This window comes from Rhodococcus sp. IEGM 1379 (assembly GCF_030056815.1).
Classification (GTDB): domain Bacteria; phylum Actinomycetota; class Actinomycetes; order Mycobacteriales; family Mycobacteriaceae; genus Rhodococcus_F.
In genome coordinates, this window is sequence record NZ_JASHKR010000002.1 from 141,158 (window position 1) to 158,707 (window position 17,550).

At 60.5% G+C, this 17,550-nt stretch carries 23 protein-coding genes; 9 read left to right on the top strand and 14 right to left on the bottom strand.

The genetic code is table 11. From position 1 onward, the window contains the following. Position 1 precedes the first annotated feature (1 nt). Complete coding sequence (locus QM600_RS01935) at positions 2–346, bottom strand: ArsR/SmtB family transcription factor (protein WP_283259791.1); 345 nt, start codon at positions 344–346, stop codon at positions 2–4. 89 nt (positions 347–435) lie between these two features. On the opposite strand from QM600_RS01935, the gene QM600_RS01940 reads away from it, so the two are divergent. Continuing rightward, on the top strand, positions 436–1,086 hold the full coding sequence (locus QM600_RS01940; RefSeq protein WP_283259792.1) for an alpha-ketoglutarate-dependent dioxygenase AlkB family protein: 651 nt from the start codon (positions 436–438) through the stop codon (positions 1,084–1,086). Positions 1,087–1,091: 5 nt separating this feature from the next. Here the strand turns inward: QM600_RS01940 and QM600_RS01945 are convergent, their stop codons facing one another. From QM600_RS01945 to QM600_RS01960, 4 genes are all read right to left on the bottom strand, one after another. Further along, entirely contained in the window at positions 1,092–1,412 is a 321-nt protein-coding gene (locus tag QM600_RS01945) for an MDR/zinc-dependent alcohol dehydrogenase-like family protein (RefSeq protein ID WP_283259793.1), read from the bottom strand. Positions 1,413–1,458: 46 nt separating this feature from the next. Further along, a complete protein-coding gene (locus QM600_RS01950; RefSeq protein WP_283259794.1) occupies positions 1,459–1,623 on the bottom strand; it encodes a cupin domain-containing protein in 165 nt (54 codons plus the stop codon). 232 nt (positions 1,624–1,855) lie between these two features. After that, positions 1,856–2,704 (bottom strand): LLM class F420-dependent oxidoreductase, encoded by an 849-nt coding sequence (locus QM600_RS01955; RefSeq protein ID WP_283259795.1) that lies wholly within the window; start codon positions 2,702–2,704, stop codon positions 1,856–1,858. A 29-nt stretch (positions 2,705–2,733) separates the two neighbouring features. Then, a complete protein-coding gene (locus QM600_RS01960; RefSeq protein WP_283259796.1) occupies positions 2,734–3,057 on the bottom strand; it encodes a GYD domain-containing protein in 324 nt (107 codons plus the stop codon). A 72-nt stretch (positions 3,058–3,129) separates the two neighbouring features. Between QM600_RS01960 and QM600_RS01965 the strand changes: the two genes are divergently transcribed. From QM600_RS01965 to QM600_RS01975, 3 genes are all read left to right on the top strand, one after another. Continuing rightward, on the top strand, positions 3,130–3,321 hold the full coding sequence (locus QM600_RS01965; RefSeq protein ID WP_033233559.1) for a hypothetical protein: 192 nt from the start codon (positions 3,130–3,132) through the stop codon (positions 3,319–3,321). Between the two features lie 68 nt (positions 3,322–3,389). Continuing rightward, positions 3,390–3,884 (top strand): hypothetical protein, encoded by a 495-nt coding sequence (locus QM600_RS01970; protein ID WP_283259797.1) that lies wholly within the window; start codon positions 3,390–3,392, stop codon positions 3,882–3,884. Between the two features lie 44 nt (positions 3,885–3,928). Beyond that, entirely contained in the window at positions 3,929–4,384 is a 456-nt protein-coding gene (locus QM600_RS01975) for a PPOX class F420-dependent oxidoreductase (RefSeq protein ID WP_094270319.1), read from the top strand. A gap of 32 nt (positions 4,385–4,416) precedes the next feature. Here the strand turns inward: QM600_RS01975 and QM600_RS01980 are convergent, their stop codons facing one another. Next, positions 4,417–4,926 (bottom strand): MarR family winged helix-turn-helix transcriptional regulator, encoded by a 510-nt coding sequence (locus QM600_RS01980; RefSeq protein ID WP_283259798.1) that lies wholly within the window; start codon positions 4,924–4,926, stop codon positions 4,417–4,419. Positions 4,927–4,999: 73 nt separating this feature from the next. Here QM600_RS01980 and QM600_RS01985 point away from each other — a divergent pair, with 73 nt between their 5' ends. The 3 genes from QM600_RS01985 to QM600_RS01995 all read left to right on the top strand — a co-directional run bounded on the left by QM600_RS01985 (position 5,000) and on the right by QM600_RS01995 (position 8,282). Further along, entirely contained in the window at positions 5,000–6,427 is a 1,428-nt protein-coding gene (locus tag QM600_RS01985; protein WP_283259799.1) for an FUSC family protein, read from the top strand. A gap of 95 nt (positions 6,428–6,522) precedes the next feature. After that, the gene (locus QM600_RS01990; RefSeq protein ID WP_283259800.1) at positions 6,523–7,641 is read left to right on the top strand and encodes an alpha/beta hydrolase family protein; all 1,119 of its coding nucleotides are present in this window, start codon (positions 6,523–6,525) and stop codon (positions 7,639–7,641) included. Further along, positions 7,641–8,282, top strand: coding sequence for a SanA/YdcF family protein (locus QM600_RS01995; RefSeq protein ID WP_283259801.1), 642 nt, complete (start codon positions 7,641–7,643; stop codon positions 8,280–8,282). Before QM600_RS01990 ends, QM600_RS01995 begins: the two co-directional genes overlap by 1 nt. 76 nt (positions 8,283–8,358) lie before the next feature. Here QM600_RS01995 and QM600_RS02000 read toward each other — a convergent pair whose 3' ends face one another. The 8 genes from QM600_RS02000 to QM600_RS02035 all read right to left on the bottom strand — a co-directional run bounded on the left by QM600_RS02000 (position 8,359) and on the right by QM600_RS02035 (position 14,853). Beyond that, entirely contained in the window at positions 8,359–9,195 is an 837-nt protein-coding gene (locus QM600_RS02000) for a methylamine utilization protein (RefSeq protein ID WP_283259802.1), read from the bottom strand. A gap of 37 nt (positions 9,196–9,232) precedes the next feature. Then, a complete protein-coding gene (locus tag QM600_RS02005; protein WP_283259803.1) occupies positions 9,233–9,556 on the bottom strand; it encodes a cupredoxin domain-containing protein in 324 nt (107 codons plus the stop codon). Next, entirely contained in the window at positions 9,556–9,900 is a 345-nt protein-coding gene (locus QM600_RS02010) for a cupredoxin domain-containing protein (RefSeq protein WP_283259804.1), read from the bottom strand. The genes QM600_RS02005 and QM600_RS02010 overlap by 1 nt, the downstream gene beginning before the upstream one ends. A 27-nt stretch (positions 9,901–9,927) precedes the next feature. Next, positions 9,928–11,535 (bottom strand): multicopper oxidase family protein, encoded by a 1,608-nt coding sequence (locus tag QM600_RS02015; RefSeq protein ID WP_283259805.1) that lies wholly within the window; start codon positions 11,533–11,535, stop codon positions 9,928–9,930. Beyond that, positions 11,532–12,851 (bottom strand): hypothetical protein, encoded by a 1,320-nt coding sequence (locus tag QM600_RS02020; RefSeq protein ID WP_283259806.1) that lies wholly within the window; start codon positions 12,849–12,851, stop codon positions 11,532–11,534. Before QM600_RS02020 ends, QM600_RS02015 begins: the two co-directional genes overlap by 4 nt. After that, complete coding sequence (locus QM600_RS02025; RefSeq protein WP_283259909.1) at positions 12,848–13,534, bottom strand: methylamine dehydrogenase light chain; 687 nt, start codon at positions 13,532–13,534, stop codon at positions 12,848–12,850. Before QM600_RS02025 ends, QM600_RS02020 begins: the two co-directional genes overlap by 4 nt. A 74-nt stretch (positions 13,535–13,608) precedes the next feature. After that, positions 13,609–14,217 carry a redoxin domain-containing protein gene (locus QM600_RS02030; RefSeq protein ID WP_094270308.1) on the bottom strand — a complete coding sequence of 203 codons (609 nt, stop codon included), beginning with the start codon at positions 14,215–14,217 and terminating at the stop codon, positions 13,609–13,611. A 45-nt stretch (positions 14,218–14,262) separates the two neighbouring features. Continuing rightward, on the bottom strand, positions 14,263–14,853 hold the full coding sequence (locus QM600_RS02035) for a MauE/DoxX family redox-associated membrane protein (protein WP_283259807.1): 591 nt from the start codon (positions 14,851–14,853) through the stop codon (positions 14,263–14,265). Between the two features lie 374 nt (positions 14,854–15,227). Here QM600_RS02035 and QM600_RS02040 point away from each other — a divergent pair, with 374 nt between their 5' ends. Then, entirely contained in the window at positions 15,228–16,766 is a 1,539-nt protein-coding gene (locus tag QM600_RS02040) for an APC family permease (protein ID WP_283259808.1), read from the top strand. Then, positions 16,763–17,548, top strand: coding sequence for an IclR family transcriptional regulator (locus QM600_RS02045; RefSeq protein WP_283259809.1), 786 nt, complete (start codon positions 16,763–16,765; stop codon positions 17,546–17,548). The genes QM600_RS02040 and QM600_RS02045 overlap by 4 nt, the downstream gene beginning before the upstream one ends. Positions 17,549–17,550: the final 2 nt, after the last annotated feature.

A 17,550-nucleotide genomic window follows, 5' to 3' on the forward strand; every position in this document is an offset into this window, starting at 1 on the left:
GCTAACTCTCCTTCTGCGTGGTGATGAGTAGGTGATCGAGCTTGCGAAACTGTTGTTCGTGGACCAGTCGACAGCGATCTATCCAGGCCGTCAGAGCCTCGAGTGCGGCGGCGTTGAGATGTACCGGACGTCGTTGGGCGTCGCGACTGCGAGTCACCAGCCCGGCGGCTTCGAGTACCTGAATGTGTTTGGAAACAGCTTGTTTGGTGATCTGAAACGGCTCGGCCAATTCGTTGACCGTCAGGGGGCCCGTGCTCAGGCGGGCGATGATCCGCCGTCGTATCGGGTCTGCGAGTGCCATGAATGCTCTGTCGAGGCGTTCGTCCGCCGCCGGATCCAAGATCACTTGTCAACCATCTCCTTTATCAACCAATCTATTGATTACGATATGAGTCGAGGTCGGGGGACGTCAAGAGCTTGGGTAGCGTGGAAATCATGAATGCGCTGATTCCACGTCCTCGAATGGAGGTGGCACCCGGGGCCGTCCACGTCCCAGATTGGCTCAGTTCAGATCTGCAGCGCACGCTGGTGAGCGAATGTCGGCGGTGGGCGAGTGCGCCCGTTCCGATGCGCTCGGCGGTTGTGCCTGGTGGACACAAGATGTCGGTGCAAACCGTCTGCCTCGGCTGGCACTGGCAACCGTACAAATACACGCGCACGGCCGACGACGTGAATGGCGCTCCGGTTGCGCTCCTGCCTGATTGGCTGATCGAGTTGGGGCGAGATGCTGTGGTCGAGGCGTATGGAGATTCGGGAAAGCTGTACACGCCGGATACTGCGCTGATCAACTTTTACGACGAGAACGCCCGCATGGGAATGCATCAGGACAAAGACGAGCGCACTGACGAACCCGTCGTATCCCTGAGCATCGGGCAGAGTTGCATCTTTCGATTCGGGAACACTTCGAACCGAAACAAGCCGTACATGGATCTGGAAATGCAGTCCGGTGATCTCTTCGTATTCGGCGGGCCGTCACGGTTTGCATATCACGGTGTGCCGAAAGTGATTGCAGGAAGCGTAGATCCGGAGAGTGGATTGTCGTCGGGCCGGCTGAACATCACTTTGCGTTGCACGGGGATGTCGTGAAATCGCTACGCTGTACCAGTACGTTCGATGCGACTGTTGTGGACGACTGTCGGGACGATAGATACGAGAAGTAAGAAAGTCGCGAGTGCAAGAAACAGTGGAGTTCCCAATGCTGCGACCTGACCGGAAAACTCATATCCGGCGATGTACTCGTGGTCGGAATCCGGGCGATCGAACTCGGCGAGCATCTGCGGGTCGGCGTTGTTGAGCGCGACAGCGTTGGTTCGAACGAGTATCTGGCCGGGCCCGGGTTCGGGCACCGGTACTTCGCGGGCTACCCAATCCGGGCCGTGTCCGCCGAACAGGGCGGTCATCATGTCAGTCACGGGGTTGCATTCCTCGGTGTTTCTGTATGCGTTGTCGGGTCTGGATTCAGTGAAGGTTGGTGCGAGGAGCGTTGTATTCGTCGTCGGTGACCTTCTCACCCCACGTGGTTTCGGTGCTGCCATCGCCGGGGCCTTCCCAGAGCACGAGGTGGGTCATGAAGCGGTCGGGGGCCGCGCCATGCCAGTGTTCTTCTCCGGCAGGGGTTGCCAACTGTTGGTCAATGAGGACTGTTTTGTGTTGTTTGATGCAGTTCTGTCCGGTGACGGTGAACCGCCGGCCAGAAAAGCTGACCGGGAACAGCAATCGGTGAGTGACCGAACGTGCCACATCGGCAGATACGATCCGAGTCCGTCGCAGAAATTCTCTGCGATCCGATGCGAAGCCTAGACGTGTGTGCCTGCTATGGGATCAGTGTAGAAGTGAGATCAGTGTAGAAGTGAGATCAGCGAAAAAGTTCGGCTGCCAAAGCTTCGTACGTTGCCGCTGGGTCCCCATCGGCGGGAAGAGCTTGGATCGCAACATGATCGGCACCCGCGGCAATATGTTCGCGGAGTCGATCAGCGATTGACCGCGCAGTTCCATGCGCCACCAAGGCGTCGATAACCCGGTCGTTGCCGTCGTTGGCGACTTCCTCAGGTGCAAAACCGAGACGCTCGAGATTCTTCGTGTAGTTGCGGAGATGGAGGTAGGGGTTGGCTACAGCCGGACGGCCGATTGCCCGTGCCTTCTCCGGATCGGTCTCGAGAACAATTTTATGTTCCGGCGCAAGGATTTTCGACGGTCCGAGAATCTCGCGAGCTTCGGCGGTGTGCTCGGGCGTCGTCAGATACGGGTGCGCGCCGGCCGCACGATCAGCCGAGAGCTTCAGTACCTTGGGCCCCAGTGCGGCAAGAACGCGACGGGACTCGGGAACTTGCGCCGCGTCCAACTCGTCGAGGTACTGAACCAGCGCGGCGTACGGCTTTGTGTAGTCGCCAGTTGCCTCCGGATGTCCGACGCCGACGCCGAGGAGAAACCGGCCCGGATGCTTGGCTTCGAGTCGGTGATACGACTCGGCCACCTCTGGCGCCGGTGACGACCAGATGTTGACGATTCCCGTCGCCACGGTGATGTGTTCGGTCGCGTCGAGCAGCTTTTCTGCCACTCGAAGATCTGCGTGCGGTGAGCCGCCGATCCAGATGGTGCCGTACCCGAGTTTCTCGATTGCCGCTCCCAGGTCGGGTTTCAATCCGGCTGCTCCCCGCCAGATTCCGTACGTGCCCAGGTCAGGTGTCTGCTTCGTGTCAGCCATGATGGGTGCAACCTGTGTATGACCTGGATCTATTCAGCACCGGGCTTGCGGTACTCGGTAGGGCGATTGACTGCTTCATCGATTTCCTCCGGTGTGAGCAAGGTGATGGATTCGGATCGAGCGGCGCCTTCGGCGGCTGTTCGTATGCTCAACGCCGCTGCGGCAATGTTGTCGGGGAGAGTGCCTATCACGAACATGTCGTGACTGCCGAGCGCAAAATGGCAGGATTCGACTGTGCCGCCGATACTTTCGACCATTCGGGTGACCGCGTCGCGGCGTGCACTACCGCCCTCTTTCTGGAGACCCGCGGCACCGATCGTCGAGTAGGTCACTTGCCAGAGGTATTTCGGCATTTCCGCTCCTTGGTCGGCAGGGTATTCACCTCCGAGGGGTATACCCACAATGGGGTGGGGGACAATCAACACATGGTTGGTACTCCCGTGATTGTGACGATCGTGTCTGTCTGTGTTGGTTTTGTGATTTTCATGCTCGCTGCGAGTGGTGCCCGCGGAAAGTGGGATCGTCGACTCGTAATCGGGCTTTTTGTCGCGGCAGTGGTGTGTCTGACCGTCGTGCCGGTCTCCGTTGCACTCAGTGCCGGGGTATCGGGCGTCTAGCCTGAGGCAGTGGCAGATATCCGGTAGGTAGAAGGCTTCGCGCGAGCACGAAAGAAGGAGATCCGAACGTGAACCCCGAGCAGAGCTGGCCGACAGAGTGGCCGAAGGTTGCCCGCAATATCGCCGACGCGACAGCTGATGCGTTGGCCGCAGTGCGCGCAGCCAGCGGTGGTGCGCTCACGGAGGCCGTCGACGAATTGAAGAATCTGTCATTTGAGCAGGTCAGTTCAGTACATGCGGCCATCGTGCGTGAACTACTCGAAGACACGCATCCAGACGGGCTCTCGAGCGAAGACGTGCAGGATGCTTTGACTGCGTGCGCGAAAGCCACCATCACGTGGCTGCCCGATTTGGACGTGCAAGCCTTGGCTGCGGTCTATACCGGGGCGCTCGGCATCTCCGATCTGGAAGATGATTCTTTCCGGATCGGCCACGGCGCGTATCTGCGTTCAGCAGTACTGGTGATGGGCAGTTTGTCTGCCGGCACCAAGAAACCGCAGGCAACGTACATCGCCACGGCGATCAGTGAGATCGCCCGAGCGCAGACAATCGAGATGCCCTGAGCGCACACCTGTATCGGTGTCGAATTCAGACCTAGTCTGGAGCTATGTCGAAAATTGCCAGTGCAGATCGGGTTTCGCTTTCTGAACTTCTCGCGTTCATTCGGCCGCGACACCGCGCCACGTTGGTGACGATCAAGAAGTCGGGTGAACTTCAGATATCGCCGGTTACGTGTGGCGTCGACGGCGAAGGCCGCATCGTCATCTCCACCTACCCGGAGCGGGCCAAAGCGGTGAATGTGCGTCGTACGCCCGCTGTTTCGCTGTGTATCCACTCTGATGAATGGAATGGGCCGTACGTGCAGGTGAACGGGACGGCCGAGATGATCGACCTACCGGAATCGGTGGAACCTTTGGTCGACTACTACCGTTCGATCGCCGGTGATCACCCCGACTGGGACGAGTACCGCGAGGCGATGCGCAAGCAGGGCAAGAGCCTGATCCGCGTCACCGTCGATTCATGGGGTCCGATTGCGACGGGTGGATTTCCGCCGGGACGTTGACGTGGTGTCAGTCTCAAAGTCCGATGTCAGTCTCAGAGTCCGGCGTCGATGTTGACGGAGATCCGTTTCAGCAGTGCCGTGAGTTGTGCTTGTTCGTCGGCGTCGAGTCCGGACAGCATGTGGCGGTCGCGCTCGACTCGGCGAGGGAATTCCGCTTCGACCAAAGCCCGGCCTGCTTCCGTCAGCGTCAGCAGTACTACACGCCCGTCGCGCTCGAAACGCTGACGCTCCACGAGTCCCAACTTGGCCAGTCGATCGGCATGTTTGGTGGTGGCCGCGCCACTGAACATGGTGACGGCGGTGACCTCGCTGGCACGCAATGGGCGATCGCTGCGTGCGAGTGCGCTCATGACGTCGAACTCTGCGCGGGAGACTCCGCTGGCAGCCAGTGCCCGGTCCAACTGGTGGAGCGACTGTGAACTGATGCGAGCGATCCGGCCCATCACCTCGACGGGAGAGGTGTCGATTTCGGGGTAAGCGCGCTTCCATTCGCGACGGACTTTGTCGATGAAGTCGTCTTCGGAACTGTTCGCCTGGTCCATGGATTCATCTTAGCGAGCAGGTTCACACTATTTTACAAGTAATTTACTAGTGAAATAACTGTATGCTGAGTCAATGCCGTCTCCCGAAACTGCCACCAGTCGCTTCGAACATTCGAGTGATGCGTTGGCTCACTCGGTATCCGGATCGACCTGGCGGGCAGCATTTCGGATCGGGCCGGCTGATGCGACTATCGCGCCGGCTATTCGGGTAGGGCTTGCCGCGGCCGTCGTCCTGATTGTGGGTGGACTGCTCGGATATCAGGCATTGGCGGGTTTTGCCGCACTCGGTGCGGTGTGTGCAGCGTTCGGCAGGTATGAGCCGTATCCGAGATTGGCCGGCAAGCTCGCGATGGTCGGAGCAGCGCTGGTCGCGTCCGTTGCTTTTGGCGGTGCGATGGGACTTGTCGGGGTTCCGGTGTGGATGCAAATTGGCGCGTTGTCACTGCTGGCAGGTGTCGCGTATTGCTTAATGTCGGGCTTCCGGATCACGGGGCCGGGGCCAGTGATTCTTGTATTTGCTGCGACGGGGGCAGCGGGATTCACCGCCACCGCCACCGCCACCGCCACCGCCTCGGATCTGATCCGGTTGATCCTCGCGGGCGCTCTGGGCGTGCTGGTGGGGTGGGTGGCCGCGATGCTTCCCGCGCTCGTATTGCCGATGGGCCCGGCGCGACTGGCGGTTGCCCGTGCGGTAGCCGCAGTGGGGCGGTTGGAGCAGACCGGCGAGCCTGGTGTTGCGCCCACGCAGGCATCAATTGCTCATGCGCGCTTGGTTATTGCGTCGAGCGGCCGGATCAAGTCGACAGTGGGTCACGGCCGTGAATTGGTAGCGGTGCTCGACGCGGCAGATGCTGCGGTGAATGCTTGGCGCGAGCACGGTGACCCGGCGCTGATTCGCGACATAGCTCTGCATGAGCAGGAACTTCGTAAACTCAAGCGCTCCAGCATGATCGAACACACCCTCGAACCTGCATCGGAAATGCCGGTGCCGGACGGCTACTTCGTAGCCGGGCTGTCGCGGATGTATTCGCGTGAGGTTCGAACGAATGCTGCTCGTATCGTTCTGGCGTCGGCAGTTGCGGGATGGCTAGCGGTAGGCGCAGGTCTCGAGCATCCGATGTGGGCGTCGATGGGTGCGGTTGCGGCGATGCAGGGGCTCAACTACAAGCAGACAGTTCAGCGCGGAATTCAGCGTCTGGCCGGGAATGTCGTCGGGGCAGTGATCGCGGTCGGATTGATCGCGATGACACTTGGTTACTGGCAAGCTGTCGTCGCAGTGGTGATTCTGCAGTGCGCTGCTGAGCTGTTGGTAATCAGAAATTATGCGTTGACCTCATTGGCGGTGACACCCATGGCGTTGGTGCTCATCGGACTTAGTGGGCCCATTACAACAGGCTCTGCGGTGGCTCGCGTCGCAGACACACTCATCGGTGTGGTGGTCGGCGTCGTCGTTGGGGCGGTGACAATCAGCCGCACAGACCGGCATCACGTTTTACGATGAGTCCTGGTGATGCGTAAGTAGCGCGTCGAAGGAATCGGGGTTGTCTTCACGTGAAGTTCCACTCGAGGTCGCTAGTTCGTATATCCGTCACGGCGTTGTGCGCTGCCACGATTGGTTCCGCCGTCGCCGCGCCCATTGCATTCGCGCAAGCTCCCATTGCTTCACAGGGCGCCGGAACTGTGGTCTCGAGTGAGCCACTGCCCAAGGACCTCTGGATTCCCGGGACCGCCGACGCGAAGCGATTCACGTACTGGACCATCGGCTCGAACGGTCAACCCGCGCTCAGTAGCGGCGCCTACTACGTTCCCGCCGGCCCCGCTCCGGAAGGCGGCTGGCCTGTCATCGCGTGGGCACACGGAACCACAGGCCTCGACGACTCGTGTGCGCCTTCGCTTGTCGGCCCCGGCCTGCCCGATCGCGACTACCCGTACCTCGGTCGTTGGCTCAATGAAGGCTACGCAATTGTCGCGACAGACTATGTGGGGTTGGGAACTCCTGGCCTCATGCCGTACCTGGACGGAAAAGTAGAGGCGCACAGCGTCGTTGATTCCGTGAAGGCCGCTCGTGCCATCGATTCGACTATCTCGAATCGTTGGGCGGTAGTCGGACAGTCGCAAGGCGGTGGAGCAGCCATCACGACAGCGCGCTACGCCACCGAATACGGCGGCGATTCGCTCGACTACCGGGGCGGCGTCGGGACGGGTGTGCCCGCCAACATCGAACTGGCTTTCCAGCCGGCCGGACCGGGATTTCCTCCCATTGCAATCGGCGGTGGCCTGACGTCGTATGCGCTCTACATTTTGGCCGGTTTCCGGGAGGCGCATCCCGAAATTGACCTGAACTCGTACCTCACTCCGTTGGGCCGGGAAAACGTGGACTTGGCCGAAAAGCTGTGTGCCGGAGACCTGGAAGACGCGTCGAAGACGTTGGTGCTCGGAGACCTCTTGTCGAGGCCACTGAATCAGATCCCGAATTTCTACGGGCTGCTCAACGATTACATGGGTGTTCCGACGAGCGGTTACGACCGTCCGATCTTCATCGGTCAAGGGCTGCTCGACGTGGATGTACCTGCACCGTCAGCACTTTCGCTGGTCGCGGCATTGGTCGCCAATCGTGAGCCCGTGACATTCAAGACCTACAACACCGATCACAGCGGTGCGTTTGTCGAGTCGCAGGCCGACACGATTCCGTTTGTGGCGAATCTGTTCCGCTAGTGAAGCGATGGATTGTTAGTCTCGTTGCACTGGGCCTCGTTGTCTACGTGGGCACCATCGTCTGGATTTCTATCGCGTCGGCTGGGCATACCTCCGACGTGGCGGATGCACCGGAAGCTCCGGTGGTGATCGTTCTAGGCGCACAAATCAAGGATGGGAAGCCGATGGCCTTCCTGAGAGGTCGCCTCGACGCAGCTGTTCAGCTGGTCGAGGACGGGAAGGCGCGTGCGGTACTGGTGTCGGGAGATGCAAACGGCGCTTCGGGCGACGAGATCGCTGCAATGACGAACTACCTGGTGGAGCAGGGTATCGATGAGCGTCGGATTGTCGGGGATCCGTACGGACTCGATACGTACGACACCTGTTTCCGGGCAATACATACGTATGGCATTGCTGACGCGTTGATTGTCACGCAGGGGTATCACGTGCCTCGGGCGGTGGCGCTGTGCCGCGATGCCGGGATCAATGCGCACGGCGTGAACAGTGATTGCGGCTGCGCGACGCCGACTCTGGTCAAGAATGCTGCTCGGGAATGGATTTTGGCCAAACCCAAAGCGGCACTGGATATGTTGTGGGGACGCGATGCCAAGGTCACCACTCCGCGGGAAGATTCTGTGCAGCTGGCCTTGAACGTGCAGTGACACAGCATGGCCCGGAAGTGGCACACGTATGGCCGGTGCGCGAGATGCTCACCGGCCATACGTATTCGGTAAAAATTCAGATCAAGGATGCAGCGGCAAAGGCCCCCAATGTAATCAGTGCTGCGCCGGTGATGCTCTGTACTCGACGGTCGACGACGCACATGATCGAGAGGAAGCCGGGCATCGAGCCACCACGTCGGGTATGCACGATTGCGGCGAGGCTGGGCATGCACCGCCCGAGCGAGACTACGGTAAATAGGGCGGCACCAAGGAGCGGCGAACCCGAGGCGATGACGCCGAGCGCGAGCAGGTAGTACGCGCTGGATCGGATGAAAATCAAAAATCCCGGCCCGATGATTGCGCCGAAGATCAGTGAAACTTTCCACGGTGCCATCGTTCGACGCAGATGTCGTGGAAGCTGTTGGCGCCGCATCGGAGTCGGCATGTTGAGGACACCCAACTCGTGCAGTCCGTAGGCGAGCGCCAGGACGGCCCAGGCTGCCAAAGCCCAGCCGATCGGAATGTAGCCGGAGACAGCCGCGCCGAGGCCGCCGATCAGTGCTCCGGTCACGGCTCCTGTCGTGACGGAACCCAGTGCGTGCCAGCCGAGTCGGCGAATGGGAGTCGAAGAACCCTTGCGGTCAGGCTGTTTCGGTGCAGCGACCACTCCGGCGACCGACATGCCGCAGGTAGACCAATTGGCTGCCAGTGACGTCACCAATCCTGCTCCGACGACTGCCGTCGTCAAAGCGGTGATGTTCGAAGGACCCGACAGGATTGCGATGCCGGCGCCGGTTGCGGCACCCGCGGCGATCAGTGTTACCCGGGTGGCGGTGCCGACCGAGCCTTGAAGGGTAGGGCGGATGTCGGGGACATCCGTCTCGAGTGGGCCGTGTGAGAGAACGGTAGTCATCAGAACCTCCAAAAGGTGTGTAGTTCAAGAAAAGCGATCACAGGACTGTGATGATTCCGGTCATGTATGGATGCACGGAGCACGAGTACTCGTAGACACCCGGGTCGGTGAACGTGTGCCGGTAGGTGCCGTCGCCGGTGATGCCGCTGTCGAACAGTCCCGGCGATTCCACGTGATGCAGCAATCCTCCGTCGTCGAAGCGCCACTCGACCGTGCCGCCGCGCGAGGTCGTGACATCCATCGGGCTGAACTGAACATTACTGATCTCGACCACGACGTCGGGGGCGGGATCTTCTGTGCCACAAGCAGGAATGCACCCAGCTGTGGCAACAACGCCGAGAACGGCGATCCACCTCCTCATTACTGAACGATCACGGTGCCGACCATCATCGGATGGGGCGTGCAGTGGTAGGTGAAGGTTCCGGTGTCGTCGAACGTGTACGAGAAGGTTCCCTCGGTGAGCAACTCGCTCTTCAGCTTTCCTTCCAATGCACCGTTACCGACCACGTCATGGGGGAGCCCACCGTCGTTGAATTTCCATTCGACGGTCTGGCCCTTCTGGATGGTGACCGACGCCGGCGTGTAGGCCATGTTCTTCACCTCGATCACAACGGCGGGTTCGGTGGACGCAGTGCTCTCGCTGCTGCATGCGGTGAGGCTCAGTGCGGCGCAGGCGGCGAGGAAAGCGGGTACGAGTTTTTTCATGAGAGATCCTCCCGAAATTGGTTCTTGTCAGCGGACGTAGCGCAGGTTTGCGGTCATGCCGGCTTCGAAGTGATAGGCATTGTGGCAGTGGAACATCCACTCGCCTGGGTTGTCGGCATCGAACTCGATGGCCAGTTCGGTGCCGGGCAGGACGTTGACGGTGTCGCGGCGAAGTCCGCCGTAGTCCGGAACGGCGAATGTATGGCCGTGAGTGTGCATCGGATGCCACATGGTGGACGAGTTCTTCATCGTGATGCGAACACGCTCGCCCTGCTTCATGATCAACTTGCCCGCATCCGCCCCGGCCATGCCCCAGACGTATCGATCACCGGCTTGGATCAACTCGATTCGGTAGTCACGGTCCGGTGACGTCGTTTCGAGCCGCACGGCTTGTGCGGGGCGCAGCGAACTTTCGAGCACCAGCCTGCCGCCCAGTTCCGGAATCGATCCACCTACATCAGGATTCCCCAGGGCAGATGCGTCGTTGCTACGCAGGACCGTCGACGCATAGCCGTCGCGACCCTCGACCTTCGCGATGATCGGCCACGATCCGGACTTCACTGTTACGAGTACGTCGTAACGCTGGGCCATGCCGACGATGATCGTGTCGGCTGTGGCCGGTTCCACGTCGTAGCCGTCGGCCGCGATGATCGTCATCTCATGACCCGCCACCGCGAATCGGTACGGAGTCTCGGCTGCTGCGTTGATGATTCGTAGTCGAAGAACAGAGCCGGGGGCGGCGGTGACGACGGCAGGATCATTGGGCGGTCGCCCGTTGATCAGATGCAACGGATACGCAATGTGCTGTGTCATCCCGCCGAGAACCTCCGACGAGCCGTGGCCGAAATTCACTAATTGCTGCGCGAGCGTCATCTCGTCTGCGGAATGCTCCGCTGGCGCCGATGCGGCACCGCCATGTCCACCGTGGCCACCGGCGATTGCCGGATTAAGTGCCATCAAAACAGAATCCGGACTCGTGCCCAGCCCGTCGAGCCAATCATCGAGTACCAGAACAGCATCAACATCTGCCCCGCTGGCGTCATTCGGATCTTCGACGATCATGGCACCGAAAAGTCCTCGATCGGCCTGCAGTCCGCTGTGTGAGTGATACCAGTACGTTCCCGGATCCGGGGCGACGAAGTCGTAGTCGAAAGTCGAACCGACTCCGATTGGAGCCTGCGTGGTGGGTGCGGCCCCGTCCATGTCGTTGCGAATACGAATTCCGTGCCAGTGCAACGTGGTTTCGGTATCGAGCGTGTTGTGTACGGCGACGTTGACACGGTCACCGGACGTCAAACGAAGCTCCGGCGCCACAGCAGCGCCGCCGTACGTCCACGTATCCACCAGGCGTCCGCCGAGATCAACCGTTGAGAATCCGGCAGTCAAAGCAAACGCGGCGGTACTTCCGCTCCAGGACCGCGCCGACTCTGCGGCAGCAACCTCGGGATCGGTCGGCAGAATGTAGTCGAGATCGGTTGGCTGCGCCGGAGATGCTGCACTGGAACTGCATCCGGCGATCGATCCGACAGCACCGACTCCGAGAGCAGCGGCGCCGAGAGCACCCAGACTGAGGAATCGGCGCCGCCCCAGCTGTACCGACATAGACCTGCCGACTCCGGATCCGGGACGACTCATCGGATTACTTCCGGCGTGATCAATCCGCTGACATCACCGACATTTCCGGAGACCGCAGCGGAGCTGACCTGTTCACCGGTAGTTGCGTTGTAACCCACGATCTTCTGCGGTGCGGACCCGTCGACTTCCGGTCCGGTACCGAGTACGTACAAGGTGGCACCGTCGACCGAGAAGACCATGCTCTTGATATCGGTGAGACCGAGATCCGCGAGCGAGAGACTTTTCACCGGAGTGAATGTAGCGGCGTCGGAGAGATCGATCTTGACCAACGAGCCACCGCGTGCAGAGTCCGGATGAATGGCGCTGTCGGTGTACGCAATTGCGAGACGGGTGGCGTCGGCATTGATGACATTGTCGGAGAACCGGCCAGAATCCTGACCCGCGTTTCCGATCGGTTTGACGGTCTCTTTCGGTAGTCCGTTGGAGAAGTCGAAGACGTACACATCGCCGTTCTCGCTGACCAACAACGCTTTCTGTGCGTCGGGGGCCCAGGTGACCTTGCGGGTGGAGACAAAATCATCGGGCAGAACCTTGGAGCGGGCCGTCTCCGTCGGAACACCGTCGTCGCTGATCGTGACGTGGAGCAGCTCACGGCTGTCCTCACAGACGCTGTACAGTTCGTGCCCGACCATCCAGGTAAAGGGTCCGCAACCGACGATTTGCAGGGCTCCGCTGGCTTCTTTCTTCTCCAGATCCACGACGCGGATGCCGTACAGGCCGTCATCCCACGTGACAAAGAACTTGCCGTCGGACGTCACCGCATTTGAACCGGGACGAGAATGCACGCGTGCCACGTCCGGGAGTTCGACTTCGGCAGGCTCCAATAGGTTGCCGGAGTAGGTGCTGACCGTGAAATCGGCTGCGCCACGCGAACCTCGAGGCCTCCACACCTCGGCGGCGAGAACGGCGGGATCCTCGGGCGTAGCCCCGACAAATCCGTGAATGACCGGGTCCCAGATGCCCGGTCCCACGGTGATGCGGCTCTCGGCTACACCGGTTTTCGGGTCGATGACATTGACGCTGAGTTCGAGTTTCCCGAACCCACCTTCGACCCCGAGAAGTCGATCAGGTGCGATCGGGATGATGGAACCGACGTGCAGCGGCTCGGGGATGGTATCGCCGATCTCCTGATCGTCGTGTCCGATCGAAATGCCTTCGCCGGGCGCGGTGAACGGCACGGTGGGATAGGTGACATCGCCGGCGCTGGACGATTCGTCGTTGTCGGACGAACTGCATCCGGCGAGGGCAAGGACGACGGTGAGTGGGAGTACGGCTACTGCGGGACGGGCGAATTTTCGGTATCGGGAAGTGGTCATGATCCGGCACCGACCTTGGGGCGTGCGGCGGGACGGGTCTGGCAGTCCTCGCCGATGATCGGCGCCATCGTGCACGTGTACGCCTGTGACTCGTCGGATACGCACCAGATGATTTCCTGGTCGTAGCTGCCGGCCACCGGGTTGTACATCACCGCCTGCATGTCCGGCTCACCGCAGAATGCATTGGAACACGAAGGTGCACCACAGCAGTCGTAGTACGCGATCAGATATGTCTTGCCGGTATCCGGATTGGTACAGCACCCTACCCAGAATTCCGCACCGGGCTTGCTGCCGGGAGCGCAAGTGGTGACTCCGCCGCCATTGCAGGCAGCGCAGGAAGTGCCGTCCATGTTGCACCAGCGCCAGTATTCGCATTCGGCCGGATCTTTACCGTCGTAGACGGGGACCAGAGGATCGGGGCCGGGAAGTCCGGGGTTCGGAGCCGGTGCGGCGGGCTCTGCGTCCTGAGCGAAAGCGGTGCGAGTGACCGGCAAGGTACTGATCAGCGCAACTCCGGAAACTCCCATGGTCCATTTGCCGATTCGACTGATCATCGATCGTCGCGAGACTCGTTCGGAGAGTTTGCGCCCCGCGCGGCTGGTCAGTGAACCGCCTTGGCCCGCCATCCATTCGGCTTGCGCTTGTACGGTTGCCTCGTCCACCGGATATCGGTTCTCGGTCATGTTGTGTTGTGGGAATACATTGTCGTCCAACGATTTTCTCCTGATTCGTGAAGAGGAACGAGCAGGCTCTGGGGTCAGGCCGCGCTGCCCGACTTCGCCCGTGCGTGAAGGTGTTGGAGTGAGGGCGTGCCGGATTCGAGGGCGTTGAGCAAGCTCTCCACCTGAGCCATGTGGTTGCACAGGCCCTTACCGCGAATCTTGCCGTGCTCGTCGAGGATTACGCCGTACGGAGTTGTGCCCACCTGGTAGGCGATACCGACGTCTCGAGCATCGATGTAGCTGAGCTCGTCGCCGATCCCACTGCCGGCCAGGAACTCTCGATGCTCTTCGGGTGTTCCGTCGGAAATGATGACGACGTCGAGGTCGGATTCGGCTCGGGCCATCGCCCGCAGTCCGGGAAGCAGGCTCTTGCAGGTCGAACAACTCGGCGCCGTGAACAGCAGGAGCTGTGGCTTGTCGCGATGGCCGCCGACTCCGACGGTTCGACCTTCCTGGTCGATCAGACCCGCAAACGACGGACCTGCCTGCTCGACCTTGGGTCCGGTATCCATCATCCGGGCACCGAGGGGGCCGAGTCGTACTTGCACTCGGCCGATTTCACGTGCGAGGGCAAGCATCATCATGAACAGAACGGCCACGGCGATCACGAGGATCACGGTTGCTACGAGCAGAAAAGTAGTCATCGCAATAGTCCTGCCTTTGCGCAGTCAGTGGGGAGAGGGTGTAGGTCAAGCGCCGTAGCGAGAGGTGGCGTGCGCTGCCCGCAAGCGGATGGAGGCGCCGGAGAGGTAGTCGTCGACCGGGCGTCTTCCGAGATGAACGACGGATCGAATCTGCGCGGCTGAGACGCCCGCCAATACCAGGAGGAGGGCGAGAGCCGAACCAGCAGCCTGAAGTGGCACCGTCGCTGAACTGCCGATCACAACTGTGGCCACCGATGCAACGGCAAGGATTCCGGCGCGCACCGCATGGAACCATCCGATGCGCGGAATCTCGCCGATTCCGAAAGCGAAGCAACCACAGTCAAGGTCACGGCGGCCACGGAGAAGGTTGACAGTGAGCCCGAGAAAGAATGACGTGAACATGATTGCGGCAGCTCCGGCCGCCCACTGCCGAGCAATCCCCGTCACCAGAAGGATTCCTGCTGCGGTCTCGGCAATCGGGAGTGCTCGTGCCGCCGGAGCTTCGAGCATGCTTGGCAGGATCTTGTAGCCACGTATCGAACGCACAACACTTTCGTGGTCCGTCAGTTTTGGGATGCCTGCAAGCAGCAGGACAAATCCGATGATCGCTGACGCGGTTGCGACGGTGAAGTCCATGATTCCTCCGTTCTTCTCGGCAGTAGCAGTGACGTATGGGACACATCTTGTACGTGTTCTACGGCGAACATGCTTCGGTGGGGATACGTCCGGGGGAGGTGCAAGTGGGATTGCATTTCCGGGATGAGAATGAGCAAATCTGCAGGTAGTGACGCCTATTCGGCTCGGGCATCATGTTTCGCCGAGCATCGGTGGCGTCCGCCGATGCAAAAGGGCCGTGCGAATTCCCACTTGGATCGGCACTGCGCGCCACGGTGGAAACCGGCCGGAAACATAAGCGGACTAATTTGACTGACATCGGAGATATGCCCGCAAGAAGGTTTGGACATTGAACACCCTGCCGTTCTTCAACGGTGGAGAATGGACGGTGAGATATGGCCCTGACAGCGGCGTTACGGGCGGCAATCGTGCGCGCTCAAAGTGCCGACCAGGACTGTGATCCGGTGTACTCGCCCTTGCGCGGTCTGGGGCGGCGACGATTGACGCCGATTGACCTTCTCGGCCAGTCCTTGTCGACGATCGCACCCGCTACGGGGATGGTATTCATTGCGTTCTGGATGATCACGTACAGCCCCGGGTATGCCGGGTTGGTTGCCATTGCCGCAACTACCTCCGCAGTATTTCTTGTCGCGCTCTGTATTACGCACTTCACGCGCAGGTTGGCCGCTGCCGGTTCACTCTACAGTTTTGTCTTTCAGGGATCCGGTACCAAAGCTGCGCTGGCAGCCGGAACTGCCTTGGTATTAGGGTATCTCGGCATTTCGGTGTCGGTGTTTTCGCAAGCAGTACCCAGTCTGCTGGATACGATTTCGATAGTCGGTCCCAATTTCGAAGGATCAGTTCCGACCGGGATCGTCACGATTCTGATTGCCGGCACCGTCGCATGGATCGCGGTACGGGGAGTTCGGTTCGCCACCCGCGCGATTCTGGTTGTCGAAGCCTGTTCGCTGATCTTGATCATCGCAGTTATGCTGGCAACTCGGACCGGCACGGCAACTACTGTGGCGCTTCCGAATCCGTCGTTGAGCGCTGTCCCGTTCTTGGCCATGCTGACCGTGCTGAGCATGGCCGGATTCGAGAGCGCAGCATTCTTCGGGCCCGAATCGAAGCGTCCGTTGATTACCGTCACTCGCACGGTGCTGATTTCGCCGATCATCTGCGGGGTCCTGTTCGTGTTTGCCGCCTGGGCAGCGATGACCGGGCACGGAGCGACGATCGTCGGTGCCTACTTCGAGGGGACGGCATCCGGTGCCGGCCCGGGAGTTGTGCTGGCAGTGAAGATCGGCATGACGTGTTCATGGTTGGCTTGCACTCTCGGTTGCGCGCAAGCAGGTTCGCGATTGTTGTACTCGATGGGAGTCGAGCGGGTACTGCCGTCGTCGCTCGCGCGGATGCACCGCCGATTCCGAACCCCCTACGTTGCCGTCCTCACGTTTGTGTCTGTGAGCACGGTTTGCGTGCTTGTGTTTTCCGATGCGGTCCGCGATGATTCGGGATCTTTCGACGGAGTGGTGGAAACTGCACTGGTCTGTGCATACACGTTGGTGGCTTTCGCGTCCTGGAGGTTTCTGCGCAGAATCGGTGAGCACACGTGGTCGACGCGTCTGTGCACCTTGTCGGTGAGTGCTGCGGGCGCCGGGTTGCTGGTCTACATAGTTGTTGACGGGGCAGTTCACGGGGTTTGGGTGTTGGTGATTGCCGCTGCCGCAGTGGCCGCATCCGGAACGATCTGGAGCGCGATTCTCCTGCGCGTTCGCCCGGAAAGCCTTCGGGCGGTTGGTGCTTTCGACAGCATCGAGACTGTGGATTTACTGCCGGGAACAGGGACACTTCTCATCGACGGCGATGGTCGGCCACACCTGGTTCCGGATCGGTCTGCCTTCGGCAACCGCTTGCCGGAGCAGAGAGAGTGACCATCGGTCGTGCTACCGCCGGTACTCGAGTCGGCAATCGGACCACAGATGACGCCCACTTCAGTGGTCAGCAACCCCGAGCAGTTCAGAAGGCCCTCGGGATGCTCGAAGCGGTTGCGCATCTGGGGCCGGGGACAACGGCAAAGGAGATCGCGACCTTCACCGGTGTGCCTTCGGCTACCGCGTATCGCATGTTGAATCTGTTGGTGGCAGAAGGATTTCTTGTGCGGGTACCGGATCTATCCGGCTTTGCGTTGGGTCGGCGTACGGCTGAGCTTTCGCATGCCGCCTCGGCCAGTGGTCCGTCACCTTCGTTGCACGATCAGGTTGAAGAGATGCGTACCCACACGCGGTACGGGTTGCATGTCGCCTCGTTCAACGCCGGCCGCTTGAGATTTGTCGACAAGGATCCGGATCACGAGATCATCGGGATAACCGCGCTGTCGAAGAACATTCACTCGAATGCGTTGGGCAAACTATTGCTCGCGTACGACGAGCGGATTCTCGACGATCTGGAACTGCGTCGCCTCACCGAGTTCACTCTTTACGATCGAGACGAACTTGTCGAGCAATTGCGCTCGGTTCGTTTGCAAGGGTTTGCATTCGAGATTCAGGAATGTCGACTCGGAAGATCAGCGTTGGCGGTACCGATTCGGGATCATGCGGACGTGGTGGCCGGCGGATTGTGTGTCCAGGGATCGTTCGAGCGCGTTACGCCGGATGACCGGGAACTGGTGGGGTTCCTGTTCGACTGCGCACGTCGACTCACCGGTCTTATCTGAGT